Genomic DNA, 19,203 nt, shown 5'->3' with positions numbered 1-19,203 from the left:
CGATGCTGGTCCGACGTCGACCTGGGTCGGGCACCGTCAGGCGTGCGTCGGCGCCTCGTGCCGCGCGTGCTCGGCGGGCTCGAGCTGGAAGGTCGAGTGCTCCACGGACACGTCGAACTCGGTGGCGACGCACCGCTGGAGGGCGTCGAGGACCGGGGGCGCGTGCCCGTCGCGGAAGCAGGCGTCCCGCACCACGACGTGCGCGCTGATGGTCGGCACGCCGGTGGCGACGAGGGAGGCGTGCAGGTCGTGCACCGCCTCGACGTTCTCCACCTCGAGCAGCCGGGCCCTGACCTGTTCCAGGTCGATACCCGCGGGCGTGGACTCCAGCAGCACGTTCGCCGAGTCGACCAGCAGCTTGGCGGCGCGCGGCAGGATCAGGACGGCGATGACCAGGCCGGCGACGGCGTCGGCGCGCTGCCAGCCGGTGGTCGCGATCACGACGGCGGCCACGATCACCGCCACCGACCCGAGCGCGTCGTTCGCCACCTCCAGGAACGCGGCGCGCAGGTTCAGCGACGCCGACCTGCCGCCCGCCAGCACCAGCAGCGCCACGACGTTCCCGGCCAGGCCCACGATGCCGAACACCAGGAGACCCGGACCGGGCGCCTGCGCCGGGCCGACCAGGCGGCTCACTCCCTCGACCAGGGCGTAGACGCCGACGGCGAGCAGCACGGCAGCCTGGGCCAGCGCGGCCAGGACCTCCGCCCGCAGGAACCCCCACGTGCGGCGCGGCGACGGCGGCCGCAGCGCGAGCGACGCGGCGAACAGCGCGATGGCCAGGCCCGCGACGTCGGTCAGCATGTGCGCGGTGTCGACGAGGAGCGCGAGGCTGCCCGTGAGCACGGCCCCGACGGCCTGCGCCACGAAGACCACCGCCGTGATCCCGAACGCGACCGCCAGGCGGCGCCGGTTGCCCTCGCCGCCTGTCGTGCCGTGGGCGCCGTGGTGGTGCTGGTGGTCAGCCATCGACTGCGGCCTTCCCGTGGTCAGTGTCGTGGTCGTGCTTGGTGTCGTGCTCGTGATCATGGCCCTGGCTGTGGTCGTGCGCCAGTTCGCCCTCCCACGCCTCGCGGCCCTCGTGGATGGCGAACGCCGCGATCACGAACCCGGCCACGGCGTCCACCCAGCCGGCGCCGGTGAGCGCGAAGACGACGAGGCCGGTCAGCGTGGACACGGAGAGCAGCACGCAGATCCGGGTCTCGGCGGCGTCGGCCAGGATGAGCGGGTCGGCGAGCGCCACTCCGACACGCCTCTTGGCCTCGGCCAGGAGCGGCATGACGACGAGCGACGCGATCAGCAGCCCGACAGCGACGGGCGAGCTCTCCGGAGTCTCGCCGACCACGAGGCTGCGGACGCCCTCGACGGTGACGTAGCCCGCGAGCAGGAAGAATGTGATCGCGACGAGCCGCAGGGTGAGCCGCTCCTTGCGCTCGTCGGCCTCCCCGTGCCGCAGCCGGGCGGACAGACGCAGGCCCACCAGCACCGCCGAGATCGACTCGATCCCGGAGTCGATGCCGAACCCGATCACCGAGACCAGCCCGGCCACGACGCCCGCGGTGATCGCGACGGCACCCTCGACGACGTTGTAGGCGACGGTGAACTGGGCCAGCCGCAGGCCTCGTCGCGTCAGCCGCTCCGTCGTCTGCGGTTCCGGCTGCCTGGGGGGCGCCGGCTGCTTCTGCGAGCTCACGCCACCGCGGCTTCCGACTCCGACGGGTGCGCGGCAGAGCCGTCGACCCCGTAGACCGGGCAGAGCGCGACGGCGTCGCCGGTCAGCGCGAGCAGCCGCTCCGCGGACTCGAGCACCGCGAGCGTCGCCTCAGGGTGGGTCAGCGAGAACACGGACGCCCGGCCCTGCGGCCGGGAGTCGACCAGCCCACAGTCCCGCAGGCAGGACAGGTGCTTGGACACCGTCGACTGCGCGAGGCCCAGGTGCCCGGTCAGGTCGACGACGCGATGCTCGCCGAGGGCGAGGTGTCGCAGGATCGCGAGCCGCGACGGGTCCGAGAAGCCGTGGAACAGGCAGGCCGCCACCGCCATCGCCGCAGGGCCGTCCAGGGCATGATCGCCAGCAGTCTCTGTCATCGCCATATAGCGATGCTAACAGGAGCGCCTCACCACGGCAGTCCGCAGCCGCCCCGGTTCAGGACTGTGCGCGGGCGCGCCAGGCTCGGGCCGTCGGGTCCAGGATGGTGTCCCACGGCGTCGGCCGGATGCCCAGCACGTTGCTGGTCTCGGTGGCGTCCGCGACGAACGGCCTGTCGAACTGGTAGAGCACGCCCAGCGCCTCCCGCACCAACGGCGCGGCGAGACCACCGGCCCGCAGCGCGATGCGTGGCACCTGCCGCAGCCGCGGCTCCCCCGTGCCTGCCCGTGCGCCGAGCTCGCGCAGCACCTCGCGGACGGACACCGGCGGGTTCGACGGCACGAGCCACGGCTCGCCCCAGGCCCGGTCGTCGGCACCGAGCGCGATGAGGGTGGAGACCACGTCGTCGACGGCGGTCCAGGTGTGCGGCTGGTCCGGGTCCGCCATGACCGCCGCCGTCTTCCCGGCCAGCGTCGACGCCGCGTACCTGGGCAGCAGCCCGTGCGAGACGGGCACCGTCGGCCCGATGTAGTCGGAGGCGCGCGCCTCGGTGACACGCACGCGTCCGGCCTGGTGCGCCGCGAGCGCCTCCTGCCAGACCCGGGCCCGGACCTCGCCCAGGGCGCTCGACGGCGCGAGCGGCCGGTTGCGCGTCATCGGCCCGCCGACCGGCCCGTAGCCGTAGAGGTTCCCGAGGCTGACGAGCACCGCGCCGGAGGCCTCGGCCGCGTGCAGCACGGACGTCGCCAGCGGCGGCCAGCCGCGCTCCCACTCCGGGTACGGCCCGGGGTTCGCGCAGTTGTACACGACGCCGACGCCGCGGGCGGCCGCGGCGAGCGCCGACGCGTCGGTCGCGTCCAGTGCGAGCCGCTGGACGCGGGGAAGGTCGGGGCCGCCGCCGGAGCGGGTCACGACGCGGACGGTGCGTCCGGCCTGGGAGAGCCGGTGTGCGAGTGCGGCGCCGACCGGCCCGGCGCCGACGACGAGATGCGTGGTCATGGGCTCAGGGTGCCATCCATATTCGTCATACAGGTCTGCAACTTGTATGCTCACTCCGAACCTCGCCGCAAAGGAGCGCCATGACGTACCAGCCCGACGCCATCCGGACCGTGCAGCTCTCGACTGTCACGTTGCCGCTGGCCACCGCCATCTCCGACGCCAAGGTCTTCACGGGCCGCCAGAAGCCGATGACCGAGGTCGTCTTCCTGTTCGCGGAGATCACCACCGAGCAGGGGTTCGAAGGCCTCGGCTTCTCCTACTCCAAGCGCGCCGGCGGGCCCGCCCAGTACGCGCACGCCAAGGAGGTGGCGCAGACCGCCGTCGGCGAGGACCCCAACGACATCGCCAAGCTGTACACGAAGCTGTTGTGGGCAGGCGCGTCGGTGGGCCGCTCGGGTGTGGCGACCCAGGCGCTGGCTGCGATCGACATCGCGCTGTACGACCTCAAGGCAAAGCGCGCGGGCCTCCCGCTGGCCAAGCTGCTCGGCGCGCACCGCGACTCGGTGCGCACCTACAACACCTCCGGCGGGTTCCTGAACGCGAGCATCGAGGAGGTCAAGGAGCGCGCGAGCCGCTCGATCGCCGAGGGCATCGGCGGCATCAAGATCAAGGTCGGCCTCCCCGACGGCGCCACCGACCTGGCGCGCGTCGCGGCCGTCCGCGAGCACATCGGCGCGGACGTGCCGCTCATGGTCGACGCCAACCAGCAGTGGGACCGCACCACCGCGCTGCGCATGGGCCGCCGGCTGGAGCAGTTCGACCTGGACTGGATCGAGGAGCCGCTCGACGCCTACGACGCCGAGGGTCACGCCGCGCTCGCCGCCGCCCTGGACACCCCGATCGCCACCGGCGAGATGCTCGCGTCGGTGGCCGAGCACGAGCGCCTCATCGCGACGCGGGCGTGCGACATCATCCAGCCGGACGCGCCGCGCGTCGGCGGGATCACTCAGTTCCTGTGGCTGCTCACGCTCGCGGACCAGGCCGGGCTGGGCTTCGCGCCGCACTTCGCCATGGAGATCCACCTCCACCTGGCCGCGACCTACCCGCGCGAGCCGTGGGTGGAGCACTTCGACTGGCTCGACCCGCTCTTCAACGAGCGCCTGGAGACCTCCGGCGGCCGGATGCTGGTCCCGGACCGGCCGGGCCTGGGTGTCACGTTCAGCGAGCAGGCTCGCGCCTGGACCACGGACACCGCGACCTTCGGGCAACGCTGATGGAAGCATGAGCACATGGCCCAGACCCTGAGCAGCACCCTGGTGGAGGCGCTGCGCTCGCGCATCGTCAACGGCGACATCGCGCCGGGCGAGAAGCTCCCGAGCGAGCCGCGCCTGGCGGCCGAGCACCAGGTCAGCCGCACGGTCGTCCGCGAGGCGATCGCGCGCCTGAACCTGGAGGGCCTGGTCCACACCCGGCGGGGCAGCGGCAGCTACGCGCTCACTCCCCCGGCCGAGGACGCCGACGGCGGCGCACCGCTCGCCCGTTCCCTCGACGACCGGCTCGCCCTCGTCGAGTACCGCCTGGCGCTGGAGGCCGAGGCCGCCGCGCTCGCCGCCACCCGCCGCACGTCCGCCCAGCTCGCCGCGCTGGCCGACCGGCTCGACGCACTGGCGTCGTCCGACGGTCACCCGGCGACGGCGATGCAGCACGACTTCGCCTTCCACCGGCTCGTGGCCGAGGCCGCCGGCAACAGGTTCCTGCTGGAGGCCCTGGACCGGCTCGGTCCGCAGATGATCGCCATGCCGCGCGGCCGCCTGGACGGCGCCGGGCACGACGCCGGCCGCTTCACCGCCGTCGTGCAGGAGCACCGCGCCGTCCTCGCGGCGCTGGAGTCGCAGGACCCGCTCGCCGCCGCGGCGGCGATGCGGGTCCACCTGGCGGGCTCCCGCCGCCGGCTCCTCGAGGAGTCCGCGGCAGCCACCCCGAACAGCCCGCGTTGACCACAGCAGTTGCTGCCGAACGGACTGTTCATAGCAGCGACGGCTGTGGTCAACGTGGGCGACGGCCGAGGGCGGAGGGCGGTCGGCTAGCGCGCAGGCTTGACCGCCAGCACCGGGTGGTCGGCCTGGAGCAGGATGCGCTGGGCCACCGACCCCATGATGAACTTCCCCACCGTGCTGCGACGGCGTAGGCCGATCACGATGAGCGATGCGTCGTGCTTCTCGGCCAGGTCGAGGATCTCGTCGGTGAAGTCCTCACGGTGCGTGCCGCGCACCACCTCGGCCCGCACCCCGGCGTCGTCGGCCTGCGTGAGGATCCGCGAGAGGTCCTCCGTCGTCGCGACGGTGGTCTCCACCACCGCGCCCTCGCGCGCCGAGTTCACGACGAAGAGGTCCTCGTCCCGGAGCCGGGCCTCGGTGATCGCCGCCTGCACGGCGGCCTCCCCTGCGGGCGTGGGGACGTAGCCGACCACGATGCTCATACTGACTCTTCCTCTCGGTTCTGCGCGGAACGGTCCTGCGCGGAACGGTCCTGCGCGGAACGGTCCTGCGCGGGGTTCTGGGCCGCCCGCCGTTCACGGACGGACCGGACCAGCGGCAGCACGGCGACCACCACGAACACGACCAGCAGCGTCGCGGAGATGGGCCGGGTGAAGAAGCCGGCGGCAGACCCGTCGAACATCAGCAGCGAGCGCCGCAGGCTCGACTCGAGCAGGGAGCCGAGCACGAACGCCAGGACGAGCGGCCCGGGCTCGAAACCGAACTTCTTCATCAGGTAGCCGACGGCGCCGAAGACGACGACCAGGAGTACGTCGAACACGGAGTTGTTGATCGTGTACGCGCCGATCATGGTGATGAGCGCGGTGACGGGCGCGAGGATCGCCGCCCGCACCCGGAGGATGCGGACGAAGACGCCGACCAGCGGGATCGACATGATGAGCAGCAGCACGTTGCCGATGTACATCGAGTTGACGACGCCCCAGAACAGCTCGGGGTGCTCGGTCACGAGCTGCGGGCCCGGCGTGATGCCCTGGATGAGCAGCGCGCCGAACATGAGCGCCATGGTGGCGTTCGCGGGGATGCCGAGGGTGAGCAGCGGGATGAAGGAGCTGGTCGCGGCGGCGTTGTTCGCCGTCTCCGGGCCGGCGACACCCTCGATGGCGCCCTTGCCGAACCGGCTCGGGTCCTTGGCGCGCTTCTTCTCGGCGGCGTAGGCCGCCATGGAGGCGATGGTCGCGCCGCCGCCGGGCAGGATGCCCAGGAAGAACCCGAGCACGGACCCGCGGGTCACGGCGCCCGAGGACTCCTTGAGGTCCTTGCGCGACGGCCAGACGTTCGCGATCTTGCCGGGTGCGTGGACCGCCCGGTGCCGCTCCTCCAGGTTGTAGAGGATCTCGCCGAGACCGAACAGGCCCATGGCGACGGGTACGAAGTCGATGCCGTCGGCCATGCTGAGGTTGTCGAACGTGAACCGTTCGGCCCCGGTGAAGGCGTCGCGGCCGATGGTGGCGAGCAGCAGGCCGATCGCGGCGGCGATCAGGGCCTTGACCCGGGCACCGGACGCGATGGTCGAGACCAGCAGGATGCCCAGCAGGGCGAGGGCCGTGTACTCGGGCGGCCCGAAGTCGAGGGCGAAGCCCGCTACCAGCGGCGCGAGGAAGGTCAGCCCGATGATCGCGACCGTGCCACCCACGAACGAGCCGACCGCGGCGACACCGAGCGCCGTGCCCGCCCGGCCCTGCCGGGCGAGCGCGTGCCCGTCCAGGACGGTGACGACGGAGCTGGCCTCACCGGGCAGGCGGAGCAGCACGGAGGTGATGGTGCCGCCGTACTGGGCGCCGTAGAAGATCCCGGCGAGCATGATGATGGCCGTGACGGGCTCGACGCCGTAGGTCAGCGGGAGCAGGATGGCGATGGTCGCCGCCGGGCCGAGGCCCGGCAGCACGCCGATGAGCATGCCGATGACCACCCCGACCAGGCAGTACAGGAGGTTCGTCGGTTCCAGCACGACGGCGAACCCGGCGAGGACGTTCTGCAGCGATTCCACGTGATTCCCTCGGAGATTCCCTTAGAAGAGGTGCGGGACGTTCGTACCGAGCGCCCCGACGAAGACGGCGTAGAGGGCGCCGACGACGAGCACCGAGTACAGGACGGCGGAGCGCCAGGACTCGCCGCCGAGGAACTTCATCCACACGAGGCTCAGCAGCAGGGCGGGGATCTCGAAGCCGATCACCGGCAGCAGGGCCACCAGCCCGAGGAGCGTCGCGAGGCCGGCCAGCGAGAGCCACGAGTAGCGGGAGAACTTCTCGCCGTCCCCGCCCCGGCGTCCGACCACCGCCTGGGTGAGGGACAGCACGACCACGGCGACGCTGACCGCGAGGGGCCAGAGCCCTGCGCCCGGCTGTGCCGGCGTGCCCAGGCCCAGGCCCACCGCCGCCACCGCGCCTGCCCCGCCGACGCCGGCGGTCACCAGGCACGCAGCCAGGTTGGCCACCGGGCCGGCGGCGGGCGGGGCGTCGTCGGCCAGGGCCTCGACCGGCTCCGAGCCGGTGGGCTCCGGCTCGGTGGGCTCCGGCTCGACCGGCTCGGTGGTCCGCACGGCTGCGCTCTCCACGCCGGTCAGCCTTCCGCGAGGCTGATGTCGTACTCGTCGGTGAGCGCCTGGTACTTCTCGGCGAGCTCCGTCCACTCCGCGGTGACCTCTTCGCCGGAGATCTCGTGCGGCGTGAGCAGGTTGTTCTCGTTGAACGACCGGTAGGTCTCCGTCGCGATCGCGGCGTCGATCGACTCCACGAGCCGGGTCCTGACGTCCTCGGGCAGACCCTTCGGTGCGGCGACGGCGCGGTACTGGGAGACGGGCACGTCGTAGCCCTCCTCGACGGCGGTCGGCACGTCCGGGAGGAACTGGTTGCGCTCGGCCGAGAAGGCGAGCAGCGGCACCACGTTCCCGGCGTCGATCTGCGACTTGGCCTCGCCCAGCTGCACGGTGGCCACCTGGACCTGGTCGCCGACGACGGCGGTGAGCGCGGGCGAGCCCGAGTCGAACGGGACGGCGGTGCCCTCGACCTCGGCCTGCGCGAACAGGACCGCCTGTGCCAGCTGGGAGCCGGTCCCCACGCCGGTGGTGCCGTACGTGACGTCTCCGGACGCCTGCTTCAGGTCGTCGAAGGTCTCGAAGCCGGAGTCGGCGCTGGCGAGCAGCACGTAGTCGTCCTGGGACAGGCCGGCCAACACCTCGAGGTCGTCCAGGCTCACCGCCTCGTCGTCGGACACCGCCAGCGGGGTGATCGTGATGAGGGAGGCGTTGAGCAGGATCAGCTCGTGGCCGTCGGCGGGCTTGGCGGCGACCTCCTCGGTCGCGAGCGCGCCGTTGGCGCCGGCGCGGTTGACCACCGGTACGGACACGCCGAGGTCCTCGGCCATGCCGTCGGCCACGGCGCGGGCGATGAGGTCGGTCGAGCCGCCGGCATCCTGGCCCACGGTGATGGTCACGGGGCCCGTCGGGAAGTCGGCACCCGCGGCGTCCGCCCCGCCGGCCACGTTTCCGCCGCACGCGGCAAGGGTCAGGGCGGCAAAGGCGGCACCGGCGCCGAGCAAGACCCTGCGGGTACGCAAGGTCCTGGGGGCAAGAGTTGTCATCACGGCTCTCCTCGTTGAGATCGGGTCATTGAGTTCGGATCACTGCGATCGGGCAAGAATCGAGGTCTGGGAGCGGTTCGAGGACCGCACATGACAGACGGAAAGGCATATCCCGGTCGGGCGTTGAGCATAGGAACCACTTACGATGCCTGTCTAAGCCTCTTACTGCATTGCTTGATTCTCGGAAGGTATCGTGTACACCCTCGATCAGGTCCGCTGCTTCCTGGCCGTCGCGGAGGAGCTCCACTTCGGCCGCGCCGCCGAGCGGCTCAACATGACCCAGCCGCCCCTGAGCCGCCAGGTTCAGAAGCTGGAGCGCGCCGTAGGGGTCCCGCTCCTCGAGCGGGACAACCGCCATGTCGAGCTGACGACGGCGGGCGCCGTGTTCCTGGAGGAGGCCCGCCGCCTGCTCACCGCCGCCGACGCCGCCCCCGCCCTGGCCCGGAGGATCGCGGCGGGCCGGGCCGGGGTGCTGCGCCTCGGGTTCACCGCCGCGTCCGGGTTCAGCCTGCTGGGCACCCTCGTCCAGGAGATCGCCGAGTTCATGCCCGACGTCGACCTCGACCTCCAGGAACTCGTCACCGTCGAGCAGATCGAGGCGATCCGGCGCGGCGAACTCGACCTCGCACTCGGCCGTCCGCCGTTCGACCAGGACAGCTTCGACTCCCGGCTGCTCCTGTCGGAGGACCTGGTCCTCGCCGTGCCGCACGGGCACCCGCTGACCCTCCTGGACCGGCCGGTCGCGGCCACCGACCTGCGCGAGCAGCCGGTGATCGGGCACCACCCCACCAAGGCCCGGTACTTCTACGACATGGTGGTGCGGTACATCGCCGTCGAGCACTCGAACGTCGTGCACGTCGTCAGCCAGATCCTCACCATGTGCTCCCTGGTCGCCGCGGGGCGCGGCGTCGCGTTCGTCCCCGAGTCGGCGCGGCTCCTGGGGCTGCCCGGCGTGACGTTCGTGGAACTGGGCGACGTCCCGCACGGCGTCGTAGAGCTGCACGCCATCTGGGACCGGACGTCGAAGAACCCGGCCCTCCACAGCTTCCTGACCTCCCTCCACCCACCCCACGACTAACCCCTCGTTGAGTGCTGGGTATTTGCGCTGTCGAACCGTTCCGATGCCACAAATAGCCAGCACTCAACGGGTGAGGGCAGGCCAGCGATGTTGTTGGGGTATCAGCCGATGCACGATCGGGCTTGGACAGGCATCGTTCGAGGTTCCTAGGTTGGCGCCAGCACGCCATCGCCGACGTCTGTCACAGGAGGGGCCACAGTGGCCACGTATGCACCCCAGGAGCTCGCCGCCGCCCTCAAGGACGGGCTGCTCTCGTTCCCCGTCACCCCGTTCGCCGGGGACGGGGAGATCGACGAGAAGCTGTACCGCGAGCACATCGACTGGCAGTCGAGCTTCCCGATCGGCGGCCTCTTCGCCGCGGGCGGCACGGGGGAAGGCTTCAGCCTGACCCCCGAGGAGTCCGCCCGTGTGGTGCGGCTCGCCGTCGAGACCTCCGCCGGACGCACCCCGGTGCTCGGCAGCGCCGGCGGCAACACCGCCCAGGCGATCCAGAACGCGCGGGCCGCCGAGGCCGCCGGAGCGGAAGGACTCCTGCTCCTGCCCCCCTACCTCACCGAGTGCGACCAGGCGGGGCTGCTGGAGCACGCCTCCGCCGTGTGCGCCTCCACGAGCCTCGGGGTGATCGTCTACAACCGCGGCAACGCCGTGTACTCCGCGCAGACCGTGGCGCGCCTCGCCGAACGGCACGCCAACTTCATCGGGTTCAAGGACGCCATCGGCGACATCGAGCAGCTCACCCGCGTCTACGCCACGAACGGCGACCGGCTCTTCTACCTCGGCGGGCTGCCCACCGCGGAGACGTTCGCCCTGCCGCTGCTGCAGCTCGGCATGAGCACCTACTCGTCGGCCATGTACAACTTCGTGCCCGAGTTCGCCCTGGCGTTCTACCGCGACGTGCGGGCCCAGGACCACGCGGCGGTCACCGAGAAGCTGCGCCGGTTCGTGCTGCCCTACCTCGACATCCGTGACCGCACCAAGGGGTACGGGGTGTCCATCGTCAAGGCCGGCCTCAAGGTGGTGGGCCGGGACCTGGGCAGCGTCCGCGCGCCCCTGCAGGACCTGACCGAGCAGGACCTCGCGGACCTCGGCGCCCTGGTCGACGCCGCCGGTGTGCGCCCCGCCGACGTCCGCCCCGCCGACAAAGCCGCGCTGGCCGGCTGACCGGTGCTCAGCGAGACGATCAGCGAGACGAACAGCGACCGCCCAGAAGGAGACAGCATGACCACGCAGGCCACCACAGCCCTCACGACAGAGCTCACCGGCCACTCGATAGTCGCCGGCGCTCCCCTCGCGGGTACCGCAGGCACCGTCGCCGGGCAGGACCCGGCCACTGCCGAGGCCCTCGAACCTGCCTACTCCCTGCTCGACGAGGCCCAGGTCGCCCGGGCGACCGCCGCCGCACAGGAGGCCTTCGCCTCCTTCTCCGCGCTCGAACCCGAACCGCACGCGCGGCTCCTGGAGCAGATCGCGGACAACATCGAAACCCTCGGGCCCGACGTCGTCGCGCGGGCCATGCGCGAGACCGGCCTCCCCGCGGCACGCCTGACGGGCGAGGTCGCCCGCACCACCGGCCAGCTGCGCCTGTTCGCGCAGGTGGTCCGCCAGGGTGACCACCGCGGCGTGCGCATCGACCCCGCCCGGCCCGACCGCACTCCCCTGCCCCGCGTCGACATCCGGCAGCGCAAGGTGCCGCTCGGCCCCGTCGCCGTGTTCGGCGCGAGCAACTTCCCGCTCGCCTTCTCCACCGCGGGCGGTGACACCGCCTCGGCGCTCGCCGCGGGCTGCCCGGTCGTCGTCAAGGCGCACAACGCGCACCCGGGCACGGCGGAGCTCGTCGGCCGCGCCGTCGCCGACGCCGTCACGCGGTGCGGGCTGCACCCCGGCGTCTTCTCCCTCGTGTACGGGCCGGGGAAGGTGGTGGGCCAGGCGCTCGTGAGCGATCCCGCGATCCGGGCGGTCGGGTTCACCGGCTCCCGCGCGGGCGGCCTCGCGCTGGTCGCAGCGGCCGCCGCGCGCCCCGTACCGATCCCCGTGTACGCGGAGATGAGCTCGATCAACCCGACGGTCCTGCTCGACGGCGCCCTGGCCGGCGACGTCGACGCGCTCGCCGCCGCGTACCTCACCTCGGTGACCGGCTCGTCCGGCCAGCTCTGCACCGCGCCCGGCCTCGTGTTCGTCCCGGCCGGCCCTCGCGGCGACGCGTTCGTGGCGGCCGCCGGGCGCGCCGCGGCCGCCGCGGCCGGACAGACCATGCTCACCGGCGGCATCGCGGAGGCCTGGCAGCAGGGCGTGGACACGCTGGCCGCGCAGGACGGCGTCGAGCAGGTGGGTACCGGCACGCCGGGCACGACCCGCAACGCCCCCGCGCCCACGGTGTTCGCGAGCGACGTGACCACCCTGCTCGACAACCCGGTGCTGCAGGCCGAGATCTTCGGCGCCGCGTCGCTCGTGGTCCGGTACGCGGACGCCGACGAGCTGCTGTCCGCGATCGAGCGGCTGGAAGGGCAGCTCACCGTCACGCTGCACCTGACCGAGGCCGACCGGGAGACCGCCACCTGGCTCCTGCCGGTCCTCGAGCGCACCGCCGGCCGCATCCTCGCGAACGGCTGGCCCACCGGCGTCGAGGTGGGGCACGCGATGGTGCACGGCGGGCCCTTCCCCGCGACGTCGGACAGCCGCACCACCTCGGTGGGGACGCTCGCCATCGAGCGCTTCCTGCGCCCCGTCGCCTACCAGAACCTGCCGGAGTACCTGCTGCCCGAGCCGGTCCGGTCGGACAACCCGTGGCACCTGACGCGCCGGGTCGACGGCGTGCTCGACGTCGTCCTCGGTGCGGACGAGGCGAGCGAGGCCGCTGAGTGAGCGGCCACCCGACGATCACTCGCGTCGAGGTGGTGCCCGTCGCCGGGCACGACTCGATGCTGCTCAACCTCTCCGGCGCGCACGGCCCGTTCTTCACGCGGAACATCGCGGTGGTCACCGACTCCGACGGCCGCACCGGCCTCGGCGAGGTGCCCGGCGGGGAGAAGATCCGCACCACGATCGAGGAGGCGGGAAGACTCGTCGTCGGACAGCCGGTCGCCTGGTACCGGAGCCTGCTGCGCTCCGTGTCCACCACGTTCGCCGACCGCGACGCGGGCGGTCGCGGCCTGCAGACCTTCGACCTGCGCACCACGGTGCACGCGGTCACGGCCCTGGAGTCCGCGCTGCTGGACCTGCACGGCCAGGACCTGGGCGTGCCCGTGGCCGAGCTGCTCGGCGACGGCGTCCAGCGCGCGAGCGTGCCGATGCTCGGCTACCTGTTCTACGTGGGCGACCCGGACGCGACCGACCTGCCCTACCTGCGCGGGGACGACGAGTCCGACGCGTGGGGCCGGCTGCGTCGCGAGCAGGCCATGACGCCCGACGCCGTCGTGCGGCTGGCCGAGGCCGCCCAGGAGCGCTACGGGTTCGGCGACTTCAAGCTCAAGGGCGGCGTGCAGTCCGGCGACCTGGAGGTGGACACCGTCGTCGCGCTCAAGGAGCGGTTCCCCGACGCGCGGATCACGCTCGACCCGAACGGCGGCTGGCCGCTGGCGGAGGCGATCCGCCTCGGGCACCGCATGCGCGGCGTCGTCGCCTACGCCGAGGACCCGTGCGGCGCGGAGGGCCGGTTCTCGGGCCGGGAGGCCATGGCGGAGTTCCGGCGGGCGACCGGCCTGCCGACCGCCACCAACATGGTCGCGACGGACTGGCGCGAGATGGCGCACGCCGTGCGCGCGGGCGCCGTCGACATCCCGCTGGCCGACCCGCACTTCTGGACCATGGCCGGCTCCGTGCGTGTCGCGCAGCTCTGCCACGAGTTCGGGCTGACCTGGGGTTCGCACTCCAACAACCACTTCGACATCTCGCTGGCGATGTTCACGCACGTCGGGGCGGCGGCACCCGGCGCCATCACCGCGCTGGACACCCACTGGATCTGGCAGGACGGACAGGGCCTGACGACGGCGCCGCCCCAGATCCGCGACGGCGCGATCCAGGTGCCGACGACGCCGGGGCTCGGGGTCGAGCTGGACCGCGAGCGCCTGGCCGCCGCGCACGAGCTGTACCTGGCGCACGGGCTCGGGGCGCGGGACGACGCGGTGGCCATGCAGTACCTGGTGGAGGGGTGGACGTTCGACCCGAAACGCCCGTGCCTCGTCCGTTGAGTGCTGGGTATTTGTGGGTCAAACGGCCGTCTGGCCCACAAATATCCAGCACTCACGCGGGCTGGTGGCGCTGGCGACCGGGCAGAACGTCTTCCTGGTCGCGCTGCTGCTGGGCTGAGCGAGCCCTGGCCGAACGCGCCCCGGGGCCGGATCCGCTACGGGACCGCTATGCCGTTCAGGAGGTTGTCCACCAGGGCCTCGACGAAGGCGTCCGTGAGGGGCTCGTCCGGGATCAGGAGGCGGTGGTAGACGGCGCCCCAGAGCTGGTCGACGACCACCTGCACGTCGACGTCGGCCCGGAGCTGGCCCTGCTCCTGCGCCTTCGTGAGCCGCTCCCCCGCCAGCGCGCGGCGCCCGGACGAGTACAGGGTCCGGTAGGCGATCGCGAGGTCCTTGTCCGTCTGGGACTCGCCGACGAGCTCCGCGAGGATGCGGCCCCCCGGCGTGGTGGTCATCAGGCGGACGAACGCGTGCAGCTGGTCGAGCAGGTCCGTACGGATGTCGCCGGTGTCGGGGAACGCCAGCGTCTCCTGGACCGCGTGGAAGTAGCCGTCGAGAGCCAGCGCGCCCTTGGAGGGCCACCACTTGTACAGCGTGGTCTTGCTGACGCCGGACAGCCGCGCGACCCGCTCGAACGTCAGGTCGGCGATGCCCTCGTCGAGCAGCAGCTCCCCCACGGTGCGCAGCACGTCGCCGCGCACCTCCTCGGCCGGACGCCGCCCTCGCCCTCGGCCGCGGGTCCCGGACGCCTCGACGGCGGAGGCCGTCACCTCGTTCTCCACGTGTCCTCCTCCAGGTTCGTCGACCGCCGCGTGACGGGCAGCCAGGTCGTGGGCAGCGCGCGCCAGTCTAGGTCGGGCACCCACTACGGGTGCGCTCCGGCCTCGACCGTGAGCAGGTCGCCCAGGCCGACCCGGGCGAGGAACTCGCCGCGGGTGCGGTCGGCGAGGTCGGAGACCGCCTCCGAGCCGTCGTCGGCCGGGTCGATGTGCACGCGGTACGGCCGCTGCCCGACGGGCAGGGCGACGATGCGGGCGATCTCGTCCGAGACCAGCGAGGCGTCGGCACCCTCGGGCGCCAGCGCCGCGAGCTTCTCGGCGACCTGGTCCATCAGCCCGGCGTACCGGGTCTCGTACGCGGCCTCGACGTCGGCGTCGGCGGGGTGGCCGGCGTGCGCGAAGTGGTTGGTGCCGCTGGTGAACGAGCCGGGCACCACTATCGACGTCTCGACGCCCCAGCGGGCCAGCTCGCCCGCGTACGACACCGCGAGCGAGTCCATGCCCGCCTTGGCGGCGAAGTACGGGGCGAGGTAGGGCGGGGTGCCGCCCTTGACGCTGGAGCTGGACACCCAGATCACGAGGCCCTCGCCGCGGTCGCGCATGCCGGGAAGGACCGCCCGGTTCACCCGCTGGGTGGACAGCACGTTGATGTCGTACAGCTCCGCGAGCTGCTCGGGCGTGAACGCCTCGGTGGGCCCTACGACCATGTGCCCCGCGTTGTGGATCAGCACGTCGATGCGGCCGTGCTCGGCCTGGACCTGGGCGATCGCACTGTCGACCGACTCCTGGGAGTTGACGTCGAGCTCGATGGCACGCAGGTCGGCTCCGTGCTCCTGCGACCAGGCCTCGGCGGCCTCGACCTGCGGCGCGTTGCGGCCGGTGGTCTGGCGCATGCCCGCGTAGACGGTGTCTCCCGCGGAGGCCAGGGCGCGAGCCGTGAGGGCTCCGAAGCCGGACGAGGCCCCCGTGATCACGATGACGTTGCTCATGACTGCTCCTTCTGATGGTGTTGCTGCCGGTGGCGTTGCTGCTGGTGCGTGCGGTGGCCTGCGACGGGTCAGGCGATGCCGCCGTTGACGTAGACGGTCTGCCCGTTGACCCAGCGCGCGGGTCCGGCCAGGAACGCGACGGTCTCGGCGACGTCGTCCGGGGTGCCGAGGCGCTCCAGGGGGGCGAGCCCGGCGAGGGTCTTGATGGTCTGCTCGTCCTTGCCGTCGAGGAACAGCGGCGTCGCCGTCGGCCCGGGGGCGACGGCGTTGACGGTGACGTCCTTGCCCCGCAGCTCGCGTGCGAGCACCAGGGTCAGCGCCTCGACGGCTGCCTTGGAGGCGGCGTAGGGCGCGTACGTCGGGTGCTGCAGTCGGGTCTGGCTCGTCGAGAAACCGATGATCGCGCCGCCCGCCCGGACCCGGCGGGCCGCCTGCTGGGCGACGACGAACGCGCCGCGGACGTTGGTGCGGTGCATGCGGTCGAGGTCGGCCAGGTCGAAGCTCGCGACCGGGCCGAGGATCATGATCCCCGCCGTGTTCACCACGACGTCGATCCCGCCGAACGCGGCCTCCGTCGCGTCGAACGCGGCGGCCATGGCTTCCTCGTCCGCGACGTCCCCGGCGACGGCGATCGCCTGACCGCCCGAGGCCGTGACGCTCGCGACGATCTCCTCGGCCCGGGCCTGGTTGCCCGCGTAGTGGACGGCGACGGCGAAGCCGTCGGCTGCGAGCCGCTCGACGACGGTGCGGCCGATACCGCCGGACCCGCCCGTGACGAGGGCGACCCGGATGCTGCTGGTGCTGGTGCTGGTGCTGGTGCTCACGACATCCTCCTGAGGTTCCGATGTGGACTGTGCGTTCATATAACCACAGATGTGTACGCCGCGTCCATATCTATGCGCACATGATCTCTCGGTGTGGCGCAGTCCACAGGCGCCCCGGAGGTTCAGCCGCCGAAGGCCTCGACGGCCACGGCCGTGACCTCCGCCAGGAGGGCGTCGTCAGGCTCCGCCTCGCGGTCCTTGGCCTGGGTGAGGACCGCCAGCACCACCGGCTCGCCGTCGGGCGGCCAGAGCAGACCGATGTCGTTGCGGCCGCCGTTCCCCGAGGTGCCGGTCTTGCTGCCCACCACCCAGCCGTCCGGCACGCCGGCGCGGATGGTCTCGGTGCCGGTGACGCTGCCGCGCAGCGCCTCGACGAGGGTCTCTCTGGCGTAGTCGTCGAGCACGTCTCCCAGGCCGTAGGCGCGCAGGTCGTGGGCGAGCGCCCGGGCGGTGCTGGTGTCCCGCTCGTCCCCGGGGGCCACGTCGTTGAGCTCGGGCTCGTAGCGCGCCGCCATCGTGGTCTCGTCGCCGATCTCGCGCAGCGCGGCTTGCAGACCGGCCGGACCGTCCAGCGCCTCGAGCAGCAGGTTGCCCGCCGTGTTGTCGCTCTCCTGCACGGCGGCGTCGATGATCTGGTACATCGTCATGCCCTCGTCGACGTGCCGCTCGGCCACCGGCGAGTACTCCTGGAGGTCGCCGGCGTCGTAGGTGACGACCTGCGCCAGCTCGTCCGGGCTGCTGCGCTCCAGGACCGCGGCTGCCGCCAGCGCCTTGAACGTCGAGGCGTACGCGAACCGGCGGTCCGCGCGGTGGGCCACCTCCGTCCCTGTGCCGGTGTCCACCGCGTACAGCCCCACCACGGCGTCGTACCTCTCCTCGAGGCGGCCGATCTCCGCGGTGACGTCGACCGCCGGCGACGGCGGGGTGGTCGCCCTCCCGCTCGCCATCGGGTCCGAGGCGGCCGGCCCGGAGGACGACCCGGAGGACGACGGAGCCGAGATCGTCGTGCTCGGCGCGGGCTCGGCGGCGCCGGGCGTGCAGGCGGTCAGGACGAGTGCGGCCGAGGCGAACAGGGTCGCCGGCCGTCGCAGGTTCCGATGCATGCGACCAGTCTGCTGCCCGAACCCGGCTGCCGCCGTCGGGCGCTGGAACGGGGCCACAGGAACGACGGCGGTCCGGACACCCCCAGAGTGTCCGGACCGCCGCCCGTCAGGTCCGCGGTCCTCAGACCGCGGCCGGCTCGACCACCCTCTCCCGGGAGCCGGTGTTCTGCCCGTCGGCGCGACGGCCGTCGGAGTCGTCGTCGGCCGGAGCGCCGTGCGGGTCGTCCATCGCGCTCTCGTCGAACGGGAGGCCGCCCGAGAGGACGTCGTTCACCCGGTCGCGGTCGATCTCCTTGGTCCACGTGCCGATGACCACCGTCGCGACCGCGTTGCCGGTGAAGTTGGTCAGGGCGCGCGCCTCGGACATGAAGCGGTCGATGCCCACGATGATCCCGACGCCGTCGACCAGGTCGGGGCGGTAGGTCTGCAGGCCGCCCGCGAGGGTGGCCAGGCCCGCGCCGGTCACACCGGCAGCGCCCTTGGACGCGATGATCATGAAGGCCAGCATGCCGATCTGCTCGGGCACCGTCAGCGGGGTCCCCATGGCGGAGGCGATGAACAGCGACGCCATGGTGAGGTAGATGGCGGTGCCGTCCAGGTTGAACGAGTACCCGGTCGGCACCGTGATGCCGACCACCGGCTTGGACACGCCCAGGTGCTCCATCTTCGAGATCAGGCGCGGCAGGGCGGCCTCGGACGAGGACGTGCTGACGATCAGCAGGTACTCCCGCGCCAGGTACTTCATGAGCAGGAAGATGTTCACGCCGGACACGAGCTTCAGCACGGTGCCGAGCACGAGCACGATGAACAGGACGCACGTCACGTAGAACCCGAGCATCAGCGTGCCCAGCTGGACGACGGCGCCCCAGCCGGTCTCGCCGACGACCGCGGCGATGGCGCCGAACGCACCGACCGGTGCGACCCACAGGATCATCGTCAGGACGCGGAAGACGATCGCCTGGACCAGCCGAATGGCGTCGAGGGCGGCCTTGCCGCGAGCGCCGAGCTGCTGGATGGCGAACCCGACGAGCAGCGCCACGAACAGGGTCTGCAGCACGGACTCACCGGTGAGCGGCGAGACGAGGGTGGTGGGGATGATCCCGAGCACGAAGTCCACCAGGGACGACGCCTCGCCCTCTGCCTCGTAGGTGGTGCCGGTGATGGACAGGCCCTCGCCGGGGTGCAGCAGGTTGCCGACGACCAGGCCGATCACGAGGGCGAACGTGGACATGACGAGGAAGTAGAGCAGCGCGAGGCCACCCACCCGGCCGACCGTCGCCGCCTTCGCGATGGACCCGATGCCGAGCACGATGGTGCAGAAGATCACCGGCGAGATCATCATCTTGATCAGGTCGACGAACCCCTCACCGAGCGGCTTCAGCGCCACTCCGGTGGCGGGGGACGCCAGGCCGACGATGACGCCGGCGACGACGGCGACGATCACCGCGATGTACAGGTAGTGACTCTTGTCGAGCCGGCGGCGCGGGGTGGTCCCGGTGCCGGCGGGCTTCGTTACCGCCATGGTTTTTCCTCTCACAACGCTGTGTGGTCTTCCGGCAAGGGTGCTGGCGGTCACGGT

General features: G+C 72.2%; 19 protein-coding genes. 6 read left to right on the top strand and 13 right to left on the bottom strand.

Annotated features, from left to right (window positions below; translation table 11 throughout):
• Positions 1–36: 36 nt before the first annotated feature.
• From LUU90_RS15200 to LUU90_RS15185, 4 genes are read right to left on the bottom strand one after another with little or no spacing between them, the layout of a single operon-like run.
• Entirely contained in the window at positions 37–969 is a 933-nt protein-coding gene (locus LUU90_RS15200; RefSeq protein ID WP_275004311.1) for a cation diffusion facilitator family transporter, read from the bottom strand.
• The gene (locus LUU90_RS15195) at positions 962–1,693 is read right to left on the bottom strand and encodes a cation diffusion facilitator family transporter (RefSeq protein ID WP_275004310.1); all 732 of its coding nucleotides are present in this window, start codon (positions 1,691–1,693) and stop codon (positions 962–964) included. Before LUU90_RS15195 ends, LUU90_RS15200 begins: the two co-directional genes overlap by 8 nt.
• Positions 1,690–2,094, bottom strand: coding sequence for an ArsR/SmtB family transcription factor (locus LUU90_RS15190; RefSeq protein WP_275004308.1), 405 nt, complete (start codon positions 2,092–2,094; stop codon positions 1,690–1,692). The genes LUU90_RS15195 and LUU90_RS15190 overlap by 4 nt, the downstream gene beginning before the upstream one ends.
• Positions 2,095–2,146: 52 nt before the next feature.
• Complete coding sequence (locus LUU90_RS15185; RefSeq protein ID WP_275004307.1) at positions 2,147–3,088, bottom strand: NAD-dependent epimerase/dehydratase family protein; 942 nt, start codon at positions 3,086–3,088, stop codon at positions 2,147–2,149.
• A gap of 80 nt (positions 3,089–3,168) precedes the next feature.
• On the opposite strand from LUU90_RS15185, the gene LUU90_RS15180 reads away from it, so the two are divergent.
• A complete protein-coding gene (locus LUU90_RS15180; RefSeq protein ID WP_275004305.1) occupies positions 3,169–4,302 on the top strand; it encodes an L-talarate/galactarate dehydratase in 1,134 nt (377 codons plus the stop codon).
• Positions 4,303–4,317: 15 nt separating this feature from the next.
• Complete coding sequence (locus tag LUU90_RS15175; RefSeq protein WP_275004304.1) at positions 4,318–5,025, top strand: FadR/GntR family transcriptional regulator; 708 nt, start codon at positions 4,318–4,320, stop codon at positions 5,023–5,025.
• Positions 5,026–5,111: 86 nt separating this feature from the next.
• Here the strand turns inward: LUU90_RS15175 and LUU90_RS15170 are convergent, their stop codons facing one another.
• Genes LUU90_RS15170 through LUU90_RS15155 form a run of 4 tightly spaced genes read right to left on the bottom strand, consistent with a single transcriptional unit; the run spans position 5,112 to position 8,664 of the window.
• Positions 5,112–5,507 (bottom strand): universal stress protein, encoded by a 396-nt coding sequence (locus LUU90_RS15170; protein ID WP_275004303.1) that lies wholly within the window; start codon positions 5,505–5,507, stop codon positions 5,112–5,114.
• Positions 5,504–7,072, bottom strand: coding sequence for a tripartite tricarboxylate transporter permease (locus tag LUU90_RS15165; RefSeq protein WP_275004302.1), 1,569 nt, complete (start codon positions 7,070–7,072; stop codon positions 5,504–5,506). The genes LUU90_RS15170 and LUU90_RS15165 overlap by 4 nt, the downstream gene beginning before the upstream one ends.
• Before the next feature lie 21 nt (positions 7,073–7,093).
• Entirely contained in the window at positions 7,094–7,639 is a 546-nt protein-coding gene (locus LUU90_RS15160; RefSeq protein ID WP_275004301.1) for a tripartite tricarboxylate transporter TctB family protein, read from the bottom strand.
• A gap of 5 nt (positions 7,640–7,644) precedes the next feature.
• Positions 7,645–8,664 (bottom strand): tripartite tricarboxylate transporter substrate binding protein, encoded by a 1,020-nt coding sequence (locus tag LUU90_RS15155; RefSeq protein WP_275004300.1) that lies wholly within the window; start codon positions 8,662–8,664, stop codon positions 7,645–7,647.
• A gap of 193 nt (positions 8,665–8,857) precedes the next feature.
• On the opposite strand from LUU90_RS15155, the gene LUU90_RS15150 reads away from it, so the two are divergent.
• From LUU90_RS15150 to LUU90_RS15135, 4 genes are all read left to right on the top strand, one after another.
• Complete coding sequence (locus tag LUU90_RS15150; RefSeq protein WP_275004299.1) at positions 8,858–9,742, top strand: LysR family transcriptional regulator; 885 nt, start codon at positions 8,858–8,860, stop codon at positions 9,740–9,742.
• Positions 9,743–9,940: 198 nt separating this feature from the next.
• Complete coding sequence (kdgD, locus tag LUU90_RS15145) at positions 9,941–10,903, top strand: 5-dehydro-4-deoxyglucarate dehydratase (protein WP_275004297.1); 963 nt, start codon at positions 9,941–9,943, stop codon at positions 10,901–10,903.
• Between the two features lie 57 nt (positions 10,904–10,960).
• Positions 10,961–12,604, top strand: a complete 1,644-nt coding sequence (locus LUU90_RS15140) for an aldehyde dehydrogenase (NADP(+)) (RefSeq protein WP_275004296.1) — start codon at positions 10,961–10,963, stop codon at positions 12,602–12,604.
• Positions 12,601–13,929, top strand: coding sequence for an enolase C-terminal domain-like protein (locus LUU90_RS15135; protein WP_275004294.1), 1,329 nt, complete (start codon positions 12,601–12,603; stop codon positions 13,927–13,929). The genes LUU90_RS15140 and LUU90_RS15135 overlap by 4 nt, the downstream gene beginning before the upstream one ends.
• Before the next feature lie 155 nt (positions 13,930–14,084).
• Here LUU90_RS15135 and LUU90_RS15130 read toward each other — a convergent pair whose 3' ends face one another.
• The 5 genes from LUU90_RS15130 to LUU90_RS15110 all read right to left on the bottom strand — a co-directional run bounded on the left by LUU90_RS15130 (position 14,085) and on the right by LUU90_RS15110 (position 19,146).
• Positions 14,085–14,711: a TetR/AcrR family transcriptional regulator gene (locus LUU90_RS15130; RefSeq protein WP_275004292.1), complete on the bottom strand. Its 627-nt coding sequence runs from the start codon at positions 14,709–14,711 to the stop codon at positions 14,085–14,087.
• Positions 14,712–14,794: 83 nt separating this feature from the next.
• Positions 14,795–15,697: an SDR family oxidoreductase gene (locus tag LUU90_RS15125; RefSeq protein ID WP_275004291.1), complete on the bottom strand. Its 903-nt coding sequence runs from the start codon at positions 15,695–15,697 to the stop codon at positions 14,795–14,797.
• Positions 15,698–15,765: 68 nt separating this feature from the next.
• Positions 15,766–16,521: an SDR family oxidoreductase gene (locus LUU90_RS15120; RefSeq protein WP_275004290.1), complete on the bottom strand. Its 756-nt coding sequence runs from the start codon at positions 16,519–16,521 to the stop codon at positions 15,766–15,768.
• A gap of 122 nt (positions 16,522–16,643) precedes the next feature.
• The gene (gene bla / locus LUU90_RS15115) at positions 16,644–17,624 is read right to left on the bottom strand and encodes a class A beta-lactamase (protein WP_275004289.1); all 981 of its coding nucleotides are present in this window, start codon (positions 17,622–17,624) and stop codon (positions 16,644–16,646) included.
• Between the two features lie 121 nt (positions 17,625–17,745).
• The gene (locus tag LUU90_RS15110) at positions 17,746–19,146 is read right to left on the bottom strand and encodes a cation:dicarboxylate symporter family transporter (protein WP_275004288.1); all 1,401 of its coding nucleotides are present in this window, start codon (positions 19,144–19,146) and stop codon (positions 17,746–17,748) included.
• Between the last annotated feature and the right edge of the window lie 57 nt (positions 19,147–19,203).

The sequence above is a fragment of the Promicromonospora iranensis genome (assembly GCF_028994775.1).
Taxonomy (GTDB): Bacteria; Actinomycetota; Actinomycetes; order Actinomycetales; family Cellulomonadaceae; genus Promicromonospora; species Promicromonospora iranensis_A.
The sequence above is the reverse complement of the archived record's forward strand: the minus strand, read 5'-3'. Positions and strand labels throughout refer to the sequence as shown.

Excerpts from the sequence above, each read along its gene's own strand:
- LUU90_RS15200 (WP_275004311.1), bottom strand. The coding sequence starts at position 969 with ATGGCTGACCACCAGCACCACCACGGCGCCCACGGCACGACAGGCGGC.
- LUU90_RS15190 (WP_275004308.1), bottom strand. The coding sequence starts at position 2,094 with ATGGCGATGACAGAGACTGCTGGCGATCATGCCCTGGACGGCCCTGCG.
- LUU90_RS15185 (WP_275004307.1), bottom strand. The coding sequence starts at position 3,088 with ATGACCACGCATCTCGTCGTCGGCGCCGGGCCGGTCGGCGCCGCACTC.
- LUU90_RS15180 (WP_275004305.1), top strand. The coding sequence starts at position 3,169 with ATGACGTACCAGCCCGACGCCATCCGGACCGTGCAGCTCTCGACTGTC.
- LUU90_RS15175 (WP_275004304.1), top strand. The coding sequence starts at position 4,318 with ATGGCCCAGACCCTGAGCAGCACCCTGGTGGAGGCGCTGCGCTCGCGC.
- LUU90_RS15170 (WP_275004303.1), bottom strand. The coding sequence starts at position 5,507 with ATGAGCATCGTGGTCGGCTACGTCCCCACGCCCGCAGGGGAGGCCGCC.
- LUU90_RS15155 (WP_275004300.1), bottom strand. The coding sequence starts at position 8,664 with ATGACAACTCTTGCCCCCAGGACCTTGCGTACCCGCAGGGTCTTGCTC.
- LUU90_RS15140 (WP_275004296.1), top strand. The coding sequence starts at position 10,961 with ATGACCACGCAGGCCACCACAGCCCTCACGACAGAGCTCACCGGCCAC.
- LUU90_RS15125 (WP_275004291.1), bottom strand. The coding sequence starts at position 15,697 with ATGAGCAACGTCATCGTGATCACGGGGGCCTCGTCCGGCTTCGGAGCC.
- bla (WP_275004289.1), bottom strand. The coding sequence starts at position 17,624 with ATGCATCGGAACCTGCGACGGCCGGCGACCCTGTTCGCCTCGGCCGCA.
- LUU90_RS15110 (WP_275004288.1), bottom strand. The coding sequence starts at position 19,146 with ATGGCGGTAACGAAGCCCGCCGGCACCGGGACCACCCCGCGCCGCCGG.